9 protein-coding genes and 2 pseudogenes are annotated in these 15,333 nt (G+C 58.2%); 10 read left to right on the forward strand and 1 reads right to left on the reverse strand.

Annotated elements, in window-relative coordinates:
- Positions 1-6: 6 nt before the first annotated feature.
- The 6 genes from nodS to ABIC03_RS37415 all read left to right on the forward strand — a co-directional run bounded on the left by nodS (position 7) and on the right by ABIC03_RS37415 (position 7,411).
- Entirely contained in the window at positions 7-636 is a 630-nt protein-coding gene (gene nodS, locus ABIC03_RS37390) for a nodulation methyltransferase NodS (RefSeq protein WP_354065694.1), read from the forward strand.
- 11 nt (positions 637-647) lie between these two features.
- Positions 648-2,360: a nodulation protein NodU gene (nodU, locus tag ABIC03_RS37395; protein WP_354065696.1), complete on the forward strand. Its 1,713-nt coding sequence runs from the start codon at positions 648-650 to the stop codon at positions 2,358-2,360.
- A 4-nt stretch (positions 2,361-2,364) separates the two neighbouring features.
- Entirely contained in the window at positions 2,365-3,279 is a 915-nt protein-coding gene (gene nodI / locus ABIC03_RS37400; RefSeq protein ID WP_354065698.1) for a nodulation factor ABC transporter ATP-binding protein NodI, read from the forward strand.
- A 3-nt stretch (positions 3,280-3,282) separates the two neighbouring features.
- Positions 3,283-4,071 (forward strand): ABC transporter permease, encoded by a 789-nt coding sequence (locus tag ABIC03_RS37405; protein ID WP_354065700.1) that lies wholly within the window; start codon positions 3,283-3,285, stop codon positions 4,069-4,071.
- Between the two features lie 174 nt (positions 4,072-4,245).
- A complete protein-coding gene (locus tag ABIC03_RS37410; protein WP_354065702.1) occupies positions 4,246-6,249 on the forward strand; it encodes a carbamoyltransferase family protein in 2,004 nt (667 codons plus the stop codon).
- A 187-nt stretch (positions 6,250-6,436) separates the two neighbouring features.
- The gene (locus tag ABIC03_RS37415; protein ID WP_354065704.1) at positions 6,437-7,411 is read left to right on the forward strand and encodes a nodulation protein NodZ; all 975 of its coding nucleotides are present in this window, start codon (positions 6,437-6,439) and stop codon (positions 7,409-7,411) included.
- Positions 7,412-7,836: 425 nt separating this feature from the next.
- Here the strand turns inward: ABIC03_RS37415 and ABIC03_RS37420 are convergent, their stop codons facing one another.
- Entirely contained in the window at positions 7,837-8,868 is a 1,032-nt protein-coding gene (locus ABIC03_RS37420; protein WP_354065706.1) for an IS110 family RNA-guided transposase, read from the reverse strand.
- Positions 8,869-9,009: 141 nt separating this feature from the next.
- Here ABIC03_RS37420 and ABIC03_RS37425 point away from each other — a divergent pair.
- The 4 genes and pseudogenes from ABIC03_RS37425 to nifA all read left to right on the forward strand — a co-directional run bounded on the left by ABIC03_RS37425 (position 9,010) and on the right by nifA (position 15,184).
- Positions 9,010-10,565 (forward strand): annotated as a pseudogene (locus ABIC03_RS37425) (ISL3 family transposase).
- A 715-nt stretch (positions 10,566-11,280) separates the two neighbouring features.
- Positions 11,281-11,921 (forward strand): annotated as a pseudogene (locus ABIC03_RS39345) (effector protein NopP).
- A 404-nt stretch (positions 11,922-12,325) separates the two neighbouring features.
- Positions 12,326-13,162 (forward strand): SDR family NAD(P)-dependent oxidoreductase, encoded by an 837-nt coding sequence (locus ABIC03_RS37430; RefSeq protein WP_354065708.1) that lies wholly within the window; start codon positions 12,326-12,328, stop codon positions 13,160-13,162.
- A 192-nt stretch (positions 13,163-13,354) separates the two neighbouring features.
- Positions 13,355-15,184, forward strand: coding sequence for a nif-specific transcriptional activator NifA (nifA, locus tag ABIC03_RS37435; RefSeq protein ID WP_354065710.1), 1,830 nt, complete (start codon positions 13,355-13,357; stop codon positions 15,182-15,184).
- Positions 15,185-15,333 lie beyond the last annotated feature (149 nt).

Genomic DNA, 15,333 nt, shown 5'->3' on the forward strand with positions numbered 1-15,333 from the left:
TAACTCGTGAGTGTAGACAACACATATCAATCGTTAGAACGGGAGCTGGCTAACGACGACCCGTGGCGGCTTGACGACAATCCGTTCGAACGTAAGCGTCACACCCAATTGCTACGTTTATCGCTGTCGAAGGGCGCCGTCTCAAACGGCCTCGAGATCGGGTGCGCGGCCGGTGCATTCACAGAGAAGCTTGCTCCTCACTGCAAACGACTCACGGTCATCGATGTTATGCCGCGAGCGATCGGTCGAGCGGTCCAGCGGACCAAGAGGTGGTCGCATATCAGTTGGGCGGCGACCGATATTCTGCAGTTCTCGACCGCAGAATTGTTCGATCTGATCGTAGTCGCCGAAGTTCTCTACTATCTCCAAGACATGACACAGATGCGTACCGCGATCGACAATATGGTGAAGATGCTTGCTCCAGGTGGGCATCTGATCTTCGGATCTGCACGTGATGCCACTTGCAGGCGATGGGGGCATGTCGCTGGCGCCGAGACGGTCATCGCGATGTTGACTGAAGCGCTCATTGAGGTCGAACGCGCGCAGTGCCAGGGGCAGTCAGCTGACGAAGACTGCTTGTTGGTCCGCTTTCGCAATCCGGAGCAATCGTCGGTCCGTCCCAACGGCCGAGCTTGAAAGGAGCCACTATGCGTATCTGCGGTATCAAGTTGACGCATGACGGGGCAGTTGCTCTGATCGAGGACGGCCGGCTGGTGTTTTGTGTCGAACAGGAGAAGCTGAACAACAATCCGCGTTATCAAACCATTGACAACCTGGATGCCGTTGTTGGCGCCTTGGCGGAGCACGGGCTGGATCCGAGCGATGTTGATCAGTTCGTCATTGATGGCTGGGATGGAGAGTTCGAATCGCAGTTTGAAGTCCTTAGTGGAACGACGACCGTCAAGCTCAAGGGCGCGCCGTATGTCGAACGGCAAGGCGATAGCCCCCTGACGTCCCGCGATCGCATCGGCCTCATGCTTGACGGGAAGCTATATCCCTATCAAAGCTATCCCCATGTCACCGGGCACGTAGCATCCGCATACTGCGCCAGCTCGTTCGCCAAATCCGCACAATCTGCTTTCTGCTTGGTGTGGGACGGCTGCATGTTTCCACGCCTCTACTATGTCGAGCCCCACGGCATCCGTTTCATCGAATGCCTGTTTCCGATGATAGGTCACGCCTATGCGACGGCAGGACATCACTTTGGACCTTACAGGCGGGCAGACCGGACCAGCTGGGATCTCGGTATAGCCGGCAAGCTGATGGCTTATATCGCGCTGGGATCCCCTGACGGGGATATTATCGAGACGTTTCAGGAACTCTATGAGGCACACTTTGCCACGCATGCTGATGGCGCTTGCCGTGAGCTTGCAGAAACCAACAGCTCACGATCGCCACTTGAAGCTCTGCACGACTTCTTCGATGCGTGCGCACTGCGATTGAAGGCCAACCAAGCCGAAGACGTCCTTGCGTCATTTCACGTCTTTCTAGAGCGTCTGCTGGTTCGCACAATTTCTGATGTTGTGCAGCGGCATTCGGACCTTGCGGGGGCGCGTAACCTCTGCATAGCCGGCGGCTGTGGCCTGAATATTAAGTGGAATAGTGCATTTCGTATGACCGGCCTGTTCGATGTCGTGTGGGTGCCGCCCTTTCCGAACGACAGCGGCTCAGCCATCGGTGCTGCTTGCTCTGCAATGGCGGCACAGCAAGGCTTTAAAGCTCTGGAATGGTCGGTCTACAGTGGACCGGCCGTTCGTCTCAGCGAAGTTCCCCCCGAATGGGAAAGCGCGCCCTGCACTATGGGCGAACTTGCGGCAATTCTCGCGGGCGACAAGCCCGTCGTCTTCCTTGCTGGGCGCGCCGAGCTCGGACCACGGGCTTTGGGTGGCAGAAGCATTCTCGCAGCTGCGACCTGGGAAGGAATGAAAGATCATCTCAACGACATCAAACTTCGCGAGCATTTCAGGCCGGTAGCGCCGATATGTCTGGAGGATCGCGCGGCGGAGATCTTTAGCCCTGGAGTACCCGACCCGTACATGCTGTTCGATCACCAGACGCGGCCGGAATGGCGGGACAAAATTCCGGCCATCGTGCATCTCGATGGATCTGCCCGCCTACAGACGGTTTCCAGAACCTCTCCACATAAAGTGGCCGAGCTTCTCATCGAGTACGAGAAGCTCACAGCCATTCCGCTGCTTTGCAATACCAGCGCCAATCTGCATGGACGCGGCTTCTTCCCGGATGCTGCCGCCGCGTGCCAGTGGGGACGCGTCGATCACGTATGGTGTGACGGCCTGCTTTGGACAAAAAAGCGCGCGACCCAGGAAGCGGCGCGAACAACGTCCGTCGCGATGGCGTAAGCAAATGTCAACCGCGGCAGTCGACCTTTGCGAGGTGAGCAAGTCCTACAACGACAGGGTCGTCGTGGACGCTCTTTCGTTTACGGTCTCGCCGGGAGAGTGTTTCGGTCTGCTGGGACCAAACGGCGCGGGTAAAAGCACGCTTGCGCGTTTGATCCTGGGTGTTGCATCGCCCGACGCAGGTAAGATATGCGTGCTTGGCGAGCCGGTGCCGACACGTGCGCGCTTGGCGCGCCGGGGCATCGGGGTTGTCCCACAATTTGACAACCTGGATCTTCAGCTCACGGTGCGCGAGAACTTGCTTGTTTTCGGTCGCTACTTCGCCATGAGCGCGACCGAGGTCAAAGCGGTCACGCCGTCACTGCTCGAATTCGCCCGCCTGGAGAACAAGGCGGATGCCCGGGTGGGCCAACTGTCCGGTGGCATGAAGCGGCGCCTGACGCTGGCTCGTGCCCTCATTAATGACCCGCAGCTCTTGGTGCTTGACGAGCCGACGACCGGCCTCGATCCGCACGGCCGTCACCTGATCTGGGAACGCTTGCGCTCGCTATTAGGGCGGGGCAAAACAATTCTTCTCACCACCCATTTCATGGAGGAGGCGGAGCGATTGTGCGACCGCCTGTGCGTGCTTGAGCACGGCCGTAAGATCGCCGAAGGACGGCCTCACGCGCTGATCGAGCAGCAGATCGGCTGCCAAGTGATCGAGATTTACGGTGGTAATCCGCATGAACTGTTGCCGCTGGTCAGACCCCAAGTGCAGCGCGCTGAGGTGAGTGGAGAGACGCTGTTCTGCTACGTCACGGATCCAGAGCAGGTGCGCGTCCGACTTGCCAACCGCACGGATCTCCGCCTTCTGCAGCGTCCTCCAAATCTGGAGGATGTCTTCTTGAGGCTAACCGGGCGAGAGATGAAGGACTGAACGATGTGGCAAGGTTTTTCGCCTGCGCTCCCTGCTAATCCATGGAACTGGATCGCGGTATGGCGCCGGAATTTTCTGGTCTGGCGGAAAGTCGCTCTGGCATCGATTCTTGGGAATCTGGCCGAGCCGATGAGCTCTCTGTTCGGTCTCGGTTTTGGCCTTGGAATGATCATAGGTGGTGTCGAGGGGACCTCATACATCTCGTTTCTCGCGGCTGGCATGGTCGCCACAAGCGCGATGGTCTCCGCAACCTTCGAAACGATCTATGCGGCCTACGCTCGCATGCAGACAAATTGCACGTGGGAGGCAGTGCTCTGTACACCCCTTTCGCTCGGCGACATTGTTCTCGGTGAAGTGGCATGGGCAGCGAGCAAGGCCTTGCTCGCTGGGACGGCGATTACGATTGTTGCCGTCGCACTGGGCTATGCGGAGTGGTCATCCATCCCCTATGCGTTACCAGCCATCGCCCTCACTGGCGTTGCGTTCGCGAGCCTCGCAATGGTCGTTTCAGCACTTGCACCGAGCCACGACTATTTCATCTTCTACCAGTCACTCATTCTCACGCCCATGATGTATTTGAGCGGGACGATCTTCCCAATGAGCCAGTTGCCAGGGTCATTTCAACGCATAGCCGCCTTCTTGCCGCTGACTCATTCGGTCGATCTCATTCGTCCAGCAATGCTCGGTCGGCCGGTCGACAGCGTCGGCTTGCATGTGGCCGCACTTTGCATCTACGCAGCGTTTCCCTTCCTCGTCTCGGCCGCGCTGCTTCGGCAACGGCTGATGCGGTGAGAGGAACAAGACCTCAAGCGAAGCATCGCGTGGGCGAGATTAGATATCGGGGACGCTTATGTGAGCCTCGTTACGCTAGCGATGCCGGATCTGCCCGCCGCGATGTGCGGTCTACTCGCAGAGCGAGCGATACGAAATAGGCCAACAGGCCTCTCAGGATGAACGGAGAACAAGATGCTGTGTCTAGGACTGAGTGGCGGGCTCGATAGGGTCTATGAAAATCCGCTTGAACTACCGAACACGTTTCTGCACGACGGCGCCGCAGTACTTGTCAAGGACGGGCGCGTCATCGCTGCCGTTGAAGAGGAGCGCCTCAACAGGATCAAACACTCAAACAAGCTCCCGAGCAGTGCGATTGAATACTGTCTTGCAGCTGCGGGTGTGGAGCTTCGCGACGTCGATCGCATTGCGTTCTACGCCACCGAACCCTATTGCAACGCGATGCTCGAACGGCTGTTCATCTCACAACCTGAGATCTCAATTCCGCTAAATGCCAATTTGCTATTACGGCACCTTCTGGCGGCGGAGTTCGGAACCGAAATTGATCCCGCGCGGGTGTCATTCGTAGGCCACCATCAGGCCCATGCCGTGAGCGCTCTGGCGATGTCGGGTTTTGAAGAAAGCCTGGTTCTCGCGATCGACGGTTGTGGCGACTTCCTCTCGGGTCTCTTGGCGGTCGGGTCGGGTACCGAAATGACCGAGCTTATGACGTTTCCAGAGAATAACTCTCTCGGACTGTTCTATCTGGAGACGATCCGATATCTCGGCTACGGCTTGTTCGACGAGTATAAGGTGATGGGACTGGCTCCTTACGGAGATCCCGCTCGCTATCGCGAGCTCTTTGCCCAATTCTATGAGCTCTCCGCAAACGGTGGCTACCGCGTTCACCTCGACCGGGTCGGCCCGGCATTGCTGCGCAATATCGAGGTCCGGCGAAAGGGAATGCCGTTCACGCAACAGCATCAAGATGTGAGCGCATCGTTGCAGGAGGCGCTGGAGCGGATCGTGTTTCACATTCTTCGGCATTACCGTGAGTCGACCGGAATGAAACGGTTGTGCCTGGCTGGCGGGGTGGCCCACAACTGCACTCTCAACGGAAAACTCCTGTATTCAGGCCTCTTCGAAGACATCTTCGTGCAGCCGGCTGCGCATGATGCCGGCTGCGCATTGGGCGCGGCACTCATGGTGTCGAACGAGGCCGGGCAGCCTGCGCCCCGCGAGCGACTCCAGGCGGTCTATTGGGGGCCAGATGTCGGTAGCGACGACAGCATCGAACAGGAACTGAAGCGATGGGCCGGACACCTGGAGATGGAGCGGACCGCTGACGTCGCAACTAGAGCAGCCGAGTGGATCGCTGATGGCGCCGTGATCGGGTGGGTCCAGGGCCGGTCCGAGTTCGGCCCTCGTGCGCTCGGCAACCGCAGTATTCTTGCGGACCCGAGGCCCGTCGCAAACAAGGAGCGGATTAACGCGATGGTCAAGAAGCGCGAGAGTTATCGACCATTCGCGCCATCGGTTCTGGAGGAGGATGCGGGCGCGTTCTTTGAGTTGCCGGATGGTCGCGCAGAATATCCTTTCATGAATTTCGTCGTTCGCGTGCGCGAATCCAAGCGTGCCTTGCTGGGGGCGATCACGCATATCGATGGTACGGCTCGGCTGCAAACCGTTTCCCGCACGAACAATGCCGCCTATTGGGAACTCATCAACGCGTTCAAGAGCCGGACAGGCGTCCCGATTTTACTTAATACGTCATTCAACAACAATGCCGAACCGATCATAGATTCCGTTGCCGATGCGATTACGGCGTTTTTGTCCACCGAGCTGGATGGTCTTGTGGTCGGGTCATTCCTCGTCAAGAAGCGGGCAACAACGCTCGAAAGCTGGACCGCACTCGCTGTATCACTTCCGCCCCATGTATCTCTTTACCGGGTTCGCGCTCATGCGGGCCGAGAACGTCAGGAGACAGTTTGCGAGATCCGCATGGGTCACTCCAGCCATGACAGCGTGCGCGTCTCGCATGACCTGTTCGACATGCTGATGCAAATTGAGAAGGAAGCTGTTCTTGCCGATCTTCTCGCAAGGGTCACCTCTGACAGGACTAGGCGCGAAGGTCTCGTGAACGAACTGCGCGGGCTCTGGGATCAGCGCCGTATTCGGCTGCATCCTGCGCGGTCGTAAAAGGTGGCAACGCGGAAGAGGGCTCTGTGGAAGCCGAAGCCTCCTGCATGACCTGCCAATCGCGGTGCCGTGGAGGATAGGCTTGCGGGTTGATCGCCTTGCGTCCAGGTGGCCAGCTGTATCGGAATCGCAGAAGAGTAGGTACGCCACACAAACTGATCTTGCGCAACGAGAAGGGTTTGATAATTTGACGAAGGAACGCTTTGTTATCTCTCGGAGGCGTACCGGCTTTGGTGATTGCCTCTGGTCGCTGGCGTCAGCCTGGTCGTACGCGCAGCGGACCGGGCGGACGCTCGTCATCGACTGGCGCGGTTCCTGTTACGTCGAACAACCGTTCAGCAACGCCTTTCCGGTGTTCTTCGAGCCGGTTGAGGACATCGCTGGAGTGCCGGTGATTTGCGATGACCGGGTCAACCAGCTCTCGTTTCCCGGACCGTTCTTCCCGCGGTGGTGGAATAGGCCATCGATCGACTGCATCAATCGCCCGGATGAGCAGATCTTCCGAGAACGTGACGAACTGACCGAGCTGTTCCAGGCAAGAGAAGATAACGAAGCCAACACCATTGTCTGTGACGCTTGCCTGATGTGGCGTTGTGGCGAGGAAGCCGAACGACAGATCTTTCGGAACATCAAACTCAGGCCTGAGATTCGAGCGCGGATCGACGCGTTCTGTGAGGAACACTTTAGCGGCCATAGCATCATCGGCGTTCATGTTCGGCACGGGAATGGCGAAGATATCATGGAGCATGCGCCCTACTGGGCCGATTCGGAGCTCGCCCTTCGTCAGGTCTGCATGGCAATCCGTAAAGCCAAGGCTTTGCCATATCCAAAGCCTGTAAAGGTCTTCCTGTGCACGGACAGTGCACAGGTGCTCGATCACGTATCCGGTATGTTTCCCGATGTCTTCGCCGCACCAAAACGCTTCCAGGCCGAACGGGCAGGGCCTTTGCATAGTGCGGAAATGGGAATTGAAGGTGGAGCTTCCGCTCTCGTCGACATGTATCTTCTTGCGCGATGCGCTACCGTAATCCGCTTTCCTCCCACCAGCGCCTTCACGCGCTATGCTCGTCTGCTCGTGCCACGCATTATCGAATTTGATCTGAGCAATCTGGAGCATTTGACCATGATCGATAATCCATACGAACATTTTGCGGCTTCATGAACTGCCGCGTCTGCTTGCAGTTAGTCTCAATCGGCATCCAAAAGGGGACGCCATTTTGGGGTTAGCAGCATCCACCTTTGAGACCAACTGCAACGCCGATTGACATTGGTGCCCTCTGTGGCTGCCTCTCAACAAGAGGCCTGCCCCTTTGCCGTCAATCGGCGTTGGACTGGGGCTCTGACTCATATGTGGAACGGCCCGGGCTGCAAGATCTTTTTCTGGTAGAACAGGGGATGACGGTGCGGTCATATGTTCGGCCTGTGAATGCGGCGCCTGGCCGCTGGCCACGATGATATCCGCGGAAGCAATCGCCCAATCAATTTCTCGCGCTCGAAGCGCAGTCGGGAATGAGTCATTCGAGGTTCATCCAGATTTGCACCTTGCCTCCTCGGCAGCTTTCTTCTTCCGCCGGAGAGCTCTTGAGATTAGGATTTCAGCATTGCGGCCCGCGCCTGATAGATGCCTCCTCTGACCAGCAAGGCCCAGATCGTGCGCGCAATCTTATTAGCGAGCGCGACCGATACGACCTTGACCGGCCGTCTTTGCAGCATGGTCCGAATCCAGAGCGGGACTTTCAAGCCTCGTTTAGCAAGCTTGATGATAGAGGTCGCACCAACGATCAAGAGCGTCCGTAGTTGCCGATTTCCACGCTTTGATATCGCGCCAAGCCTTTCTTTCCCGCAGCTCGACCGTGCCCTCGGTGTGAGCCCCGTCCAAGCCGCAAAATCTCGTGCAGTCGCAAAATCGCGAGCATCCAAGACCGATGTCCGAACGGTAGCGGCGATGAGAGGACCGACACCCGGAATGCTCATCAGGCGCCTTGCATCAGTGTCCTTTCTGACGGCAACCAAAATTTCTCTGTCGAGCTTCTCTATGCGGGTTGTAAGCAGCTCAATCTGTTCAGCGAATAGGATCAGGGCAAAGCGGGCGGCGCCGGGGATCCTGTTGTCTTTTTCGTCCCGGAGAAGCACCAAGCGTTTTGCGATGCTTGCCATGCCTGTGCCAGCGATAATGCCCAATTCGGCCAAATGAGCACGCAGAGCATTTGCAGTCTGGCTGCGCTGCCTCATTAGCATCTCTCGCGTTCGCAAAATCATGCTGGCTGCTTGTTGTTCGGCAGTCTTCACCGGTACGAACCGCATTGTCGGGCGGGTGACCGCCTCACAAATGGCGTCAGCATCCGCCACGTCGGTCTTGTTACGTTTGACGTAAGGCTTCACGTAGGCTGGCGGCATCATGCGGACAGAGTGGCCCAGCGCCGCTATCTCGCGCGCCCAGTGATGGGCACTCGCACAGGCCTCCATACCTACCAAGCAAGCTGGAAGGCTCCGAAAGAAGGGTAGAACCTGCGATCGCCGCAATGTGCGACGAACCAAGACTTTCCCGTTTTCGGCGGTGCCGTGAACTTGAAAGATCGACTTAGCCAAATCCAAACCCACTGTGATAATTTTCTCCATGGAACGGTCCTTCCTTTGTGGCGCCTCTCTATGCGACCACGTTAGGCACTTTTGATGCCGGTTCGAAGGGCCGTTCCACACCATCACTTTTGATGCAGTCTGAGGGATCTCTGGCGTTTTGATTGGAGGAGAATCAGCGCCATGCAGCAGCCACTCCACCGCTCCAGTTTGGTGCCGCGTGGGTTTGTTGTAGAGAGTGCTTACTAAGAAGGTGATAAGGCGACTGTTCTGGTTCGGGCTTCCGGGAGCGTCGGCCTGTGTCCGTCGTGCGGAACGGCATCCCGACGGATCCATAGCCGCTATCGACGCCGCGTGACCGATCTGCCTCTCTCAGGTCGGATCGTCCAGCTCCTGGTGATCGCTCGTCGCTTCCGCTGCGATGCGGTTCTGTGCGGGCGCCAGATCTTCACTGAGCGGTTCGCCGAAGGCGTACTGGCACCATCGGCGCGCCGCACGGCGAGGCTGGACGCCATCGTTCATCATCTTGGCTTGGCGCTTGGTGGTCGACCGGCGGCAGGCTTTGCAAAACGATTGATGCTGCCGGTCAGCAACGACACGCTCCTGCGTGTCGTCCGGCGCCGCAGCCGTCCGCCGGCTGACCCTCTCAAGGTCATTGGCATTGACGATTGGGCTTGGCGGCGTAATCACCGGTACGCCAGCATCATCTGCAACTTGGAAACGCGCCGGATAGTCACCTTGCTACCGGATCGTGAACCCACGACCGCCCAAGCCTGGCTCGCTGCTCATCCCACGATCGCAATAGTCGCCCGCGACCGTGGCGGCGGATATGGCGAAGCCGCGGCGAAGGCCTTGCCGCACGCAGCACAAGTCGCCGACCGGTGGCATCTGATGGAGAATGCAAGTCGGGCTTTCCTCGACGCCGTCCGCAAATCGATGCGCCAGGTACGCACAGTGATAGGCGCAACCACGATTGATCTTAAGCTGCTAACGGCCGCAGAGCGGATCCAGTATGAGGGTTATCTCCGCCGCGAGGAGACCAATGCGGCCATCCTGGCTCTGTCGACGAATGGCATACCGATCAAGCAGATTGTGCGCCAGACTGGCCACAGCAGGAAGCTGGTAAGGCAGTTGATCCGCGGCGAGCGCACCGACGTCTTCCGGATCCGGCAAAGTTCGTTGGATCAACATTTGCCGTGGCTCGACGATCAGTGGGCGTCTGGCTGTCGCAACGGGGCTGAACTTTGGCGCCGTTTGAAAGCGCGTGGCTTCCGGGGCTCGCTCCGCGTCATCAGCGAGTGGGCGACCCGCAGACGACGAGGGGAAAGGGCCGACACACAAAACCTTCGAAGGATTCCGTCGGCCAGAAAATCGCGCGCCTGATGACGGTCGGCCGGGACTTGCTCACGAAAGCGGAGACCGTCACGGTCGCGGCAATTGAAGCTGGCGTGCCAACCCTGGTCGAGGCACGCGAGATCATCGCCGAATTCCACCTGATGATCCGGCGCAAGGTTGAGGCGGGACTTACCCCATGGATCGAGCGAGCCCGCGCCAGTCTCGTAGCTTCCTTCGCCAACGGCGTCGCCAGGGATGAGCGGGCTGTGCGGGCGGCGATGACCTCGCCCTGGTCCAACGGGCAGACAGAGGGTCAGATCACGCGCCTCAAGCTCGTTAAACGTCAAATGTACGGTCGCGGGAAAATCGATTTGCTTCAAGCCAGACTAATCGGCGCAGAATAATCAGAGCTGCACCAAAATTGCGTCAGAGCCCTTATTCCATCCCGAAACACATCTTTGCGGCACGTGATCGAGTGCGGTCTTCTGTCAGACCTTCATATTGGCATTTCCAGAAGCCGCTGTCCGTGGAGTGCAGATCAAGTCCAAATCTCAACAGCGGGCGCATTGGCTCTTGCTCTCGGCGCGCGCTATTCTGGTCATCGCTTCTCACACCGACTTTGCCGACGTCGGGCTGTTTACGGCAGGTCGGCCACGGAGCCGCAGCCGATCTTGCGGTTGGTCGCGGCGTTTAGGTTTGGTACGCGGGGGCATGAAGCAATCATTGCGGCAAGCCCGGCGAAGCGCGTCGACTTGGAGCCGAAGCTGCAGTAGCTGGCCCCGCCTCTTCGAGCCAGAAAAGGGCCCCTTCCTTCTTTTCGTCCGGCGGACCTCGCAGAACAGATGCGGGGTTCGTCAAGCAGGGCCGCAACCCAATTTCTTTGACTTGATGCAATTCTGATTGGTTTGTGCGTCCGGGAGAACGCCTTCGTCAGCTAGTCGTCAGCTAAGCAATTTACGGGTATCTGCCGCGCCTCGCCGGCCTGAACCCAATGCAAAAATGGGAGAGCGAACAGTTATGTATGGTCGAATTGGTGGATCCTCCGATAGCGCCTACACGCATGACGCCAGCTGGCAAACCGATGCAGGAACCGAAAGCTTCGCTGACACGTTTGCACAGATGCGCTTAGACGGATCGACTTCTGGCGGAAGCTCTTCTTCAGCGGGAGCACCAGCGTACTTCCTGAATGACAGACCTCCGGTGATGGAGATGGACATCACGTCTTTCAGGAGGCAAGCGAGGCAGTTTCATGGCGATAATATCATGCACATTGCCGAGAATCCACGAGAGTATTCGGAATTCGTATCCTCGAGGGCGAGACGCACCGCGGAAGTTGCTAAGCAATACGCGGTGAGGCGAGCTTCGGACGAAGCGCGGTATTTCAGCTACCAATTAGGAAACCAGAGCGCCGGACTGATGAGAACGGAAGGCGGGTTCAGCATGACTGAATTCGAATCGGACGATTGGCGACACCAGTTTCCTGGCCGGGCTGACATTACATCGATCGTGGATTTTCAAGTCGCTCATCCACTTGTCGAAAACGCCGGCGATATTCTGCTTGAGCATCAACTTCGGTCTGACGGAGGATGGTACTCGACCCTGCGCAGCATCCCGACAAGTGGACGAAGAACAGTGCCGGTGAATGGCAGCGTGCGGACAAACCTCAACTCTATCTCTCCAAAGCCGAGGAGAACGGGAGCAGTGATACCGAGAGCGCACCAGGTTCCCCCAGATACTCGTACGAGGATGATTTCATGTGACTAGCACCGTTGTTGGATGTAGCCGCAAGCCGCATGTGCGCGCGCGCACACAACGGCCGAGAAGGAATTGCACGAACTAGCATCGGTCATGATCTCCGCCAAAGGGAGCTGATCTATCTTCCTTGGCGAATGAGCCTCAGGCCACCTGGGGAGAGCGATGTAGTGGTCTCGCGGTGTTAACGCCGGCCTCGACTCGAAGACCGAGCCCGCACGCATTGGCACGCGCACGGAAACACGACGATCGTCCTACCATTGTCGGGGCGTTGCTATTGTCGAAAAGCGAACAGGCGAGATGTTCGGAACCTGCCATTTGGGGCGTCAAACCGCGCCAGTTGTGCTCTGCATCGATCTGGCCCGGATCATGCACCGGGTGCACAGCCGAGGGGAGCGGAAGGGAGCGGCTTGTGAATCTAGGTCTACCAAATGACAAAGTGGTCGCAGCTCAATCGTCGGAAACGGACCCTGGCGGTCCAAGTCACGCCGATCGAGCGCGCCGCCTGCTGCGTGAGCGGAAGACGCTGGTATTGACCGGAGCATCGCGCGGTATTGGTCGCGCCACCGGAAAATTGTTTTCGGAAGCCGGTTGGCGCGTCATTTCTTGCGCGCGCCAACCATTCGACGCGGTCCGCTGCCCATGGGACTCAGAGGACGGCAACTATATCAAAGTCGACCTGAGCGACCATCGGAAGCTGCCGCGCGTGATTGCCGAGATCAAGGAGCGCCTTGCCGGCGCACCGTTGCATGGGCTGGTAAACAATGCCGGCAACTCGCCAAAGACGCCGAACGGTGCCCGACTGACGTCGCTGGCGACCTCAGTCGATACCTGGATGAGTGTATTCCACCTTAATCTGGTGGCGCCGATCCTGCTCGCCCAGGGTCTGTTCGATGAGCTGAAAGCGGCCTCAGGCTCGATCGTCAATGTGACTTCGATCGCCGGCTCGCGGGTGCATCCGTTTGCAGGCACGGCATATGCGACTTCGAAAGCTGCGCTTGCTTGTCTCACGCGCGAAATGGCGCATGATTACGCCTCACATGGCATTCGCGTTAATGCGATCGCGCCCGGAGAAATCAAGACGGACATTTTGTCGCCTGCAACGGAAGCGCATCTTGTGCCAAAGATCCCACTTCGCCGATTGGGCACACCCGAAGAGGTCGCCAAGGTCATTTTCTTCCTATGTTCAGATGCGGCAAGTTATGTCACTGGCGCCGAAGTCCCGATCAATGGCGGGCAACACTTATAAGTGAATCCGCCCCTGACGAATCTCGGCTAATCTGAGCTTGATCGAGGAAGTCATGTTGGCCGGGGCGAGTCCGCGTAGCGAGTTGGACAGAACAAAGCGACAAATCTAGTCACTGTGAGTGCTGCCGACGTGCCATGAAGAGGCGTGATCTCTCGCCCCGCCACGAAAGCTGGATGTCAGATCGAGGGGGGCATGCAACACGAGTCCAACAAGTCCGGTCAAGGTGATGGGGAGGACCAAGAAAGGAACGGAGAAGTCGTTGTGCTGGACAGCGTTTCCCTGCGCGAAAAATCAAACTCAACCTCAACCTCTGACGCGGACCCTTCCGGCTATATTGTGCCGTCGCAAGAGAAATCGCTAAGCACGATTTTTGAAATAGCGCAGATGCTCACCGGCCTAGGCCAGCTCGAATCCAAGCTGGCGAGCGTCATCGAGCGTCTGCCATCGCTCGTGCAGATGCGGCGCGGCATCGTGTGTTTGTTCGGTCATGACGGGGGGCCGAAGATCGTCGTAGACGAGGCCCGGAGCCAAGGGCACGATGCGCGCTGCGAGGTGAGCTTGCCGCAAAAAGCAATTGATCAAATCGTGGCGTCGGGGCAGCCCCTCATGGTCGAGAATGTAGCGCTGCATTCGGCCTTCAGTCCTTCGGACGTCGAGATGCTAGATGCCGCCGGTGATACGCGTGTTGCGTTCATCGGCGTTCCCATAGATATCGACGAGAAAGTTGTGGGCACGCTGAGCATCGACCGCATCGCACACAACGGGACGCGTGCGCAGTTCGAGGACGACCTCCGTCTGCTAACGATGGTCGCTAGCCTTCTGGGCCGGACGACGAAGCTGCATTGCTTCTTTGCGGGCGATCGCGGGCGCCTTATGGACGAGGAATTCCGGCTGCAGAAGCAGCTCTCCGAAATCAAGCCCCATGGGCGGGAGCATAAGAAGGTTCAAGTGGACGGAATCATCGGCGACAGCCCTGCGCTGCGCGCGCTGCTTGAGAAGATCGAGGTGATCGCAAAGACGAACAGCACGGTCCTGTTGCGTGGCGAAACGGGTACCGGCAAAGAGATGGTTGCGAAGGCTATTCACGAGCATTCAGCGCGCACCAAACGCCCCTATATCAAGCTGAATTGCGCAGCCCTGACTGAGACGGTGCTGGAATCCGAATTGTTCGGTCACGAGAAGGGGGCGTTTACGGGCGCATTCAACGCGCGCAAGGGTCGCTTTGAGCTCGCCGACAAGGGAACGTTGTTCCTAGATGAGATCGGCGAGATCTCGGCGTCGTTCCAGGCGAAGCTCCTGCGCGTGCTTCAGGAGCAGGAATTCGAGCGGGTGGGCGGCAATCAAACGATCAAAGTCGACGTCCGCGTGATTGCAGCCACGAACAAGGATCTTGAAGAGGCGGTGGCAAGGAAGGAGTTTCGTGCCGATCTCTATTACCGAATCAACGTGGTTCCTCTCCTACTGCCGCCCCTGCGCGAAAGACGCACTGATATTCCGCTTCTCGCCGCTCGCTTCTTGAAGAACTTCAACAATGAAAACGGCCGTGCTCTGGTGTTCGATTCAAGTGCGATTGAGTTCCTCATGAGTTGCGAATTTCCCGGTAATGTCCGCGAGCTCGAGAACTGCGTGCAGCGGACCGCGACCCTCGCGCAAGGATCGTCGATCGTAAGACATGATTTTGCATGCTGCCACGGCCAATGCCTGTCGGCCAAGTTATGGAAGTGTGGACCGGGGGAAATGGCGCGACAGCCGAGCCCGAATTTCTCACTGCCCGCGAGGCTGAGCATGCCGTCGCCAGAGGCTATAACAGCCGTTCAGCCGGTCGGTAGCGAGCTGACACCGCTAGGGCCACCCGGGCGACCCGCAGTGGGTGCTGCGAAACTCACCGATCGCGAGCGCGTCATCGAAGCCATGGAAAGATCCGGGTGGGTACAGGCGAAGGCGGCGCGCCTGCTTGGACTAACCCCGCGCCAGATTGGCTATGCCTTGCGAAGACACGGTATCGAGATCAAGCGCTTCTGAACAAAGCGTCGGGCTCGCTCCTCTCTCGCGCTCGTCCGACAGGGATAGGAGAGCGTGGCAAGAGGCGGTTGCCAGCTCTGATGCATGATGCATGATGCGGATGCTAGGCTTATGCCTTGGTTGGGATACGCTCGCCGGTGAAGAGTAGG

This window comes from Bradyrhizobium sp. RT6a (genome assembly GCF_040547675.1).
Lineage (GTDB): Bacteria > Pseudomonadota > Alphaproteobacteria > Rhizobiales > Xanthobacteraceae > Bradyrhizobium.

Coding starts and splice junctions, on each gene's coding strand:
- nodU (WP_354065696.1), top strand. CDS start 648: ATGCGTATCTGCGGTATCAAGTTGACGCATGACGGGGCAGTTGCTCTG.
- nodI (WP_354065698.1), top strand. CDS start 2,365: ATGTCAACCGCGGCAGTCGACCTTTGCGAGGTGAGCAAGTCCTACAAC.
- ABIC03_RS37405 (WP_354065700.1), top strand. CDS start 3,283: ATGTGGCAAGGTTTTTCGCCTGCGCTCCCTGCTAATCCATGGAACTGG.
- ABIC03_RS37410 (WP_354065702.1), top strand. CDS start 4,246: ATGCTGTGTCTAGGACTGAGTGGCGGGCTCGATAGGGTCTATGAAAAT.
- ABIC03_RS37420 (WP_354065706.1), bottom strand. CDS start 8,868: ATGGAGAAAATTATCACAGTGGGTTTGGATTTGGCTAAGTCGATCTTT.
- nifA (WP_354065710.1), top strand. CDS start 13,355: ATGCAACACGAGTCCAACAAGTCCGGTCAAGGTGATGGGGAGGACCAA.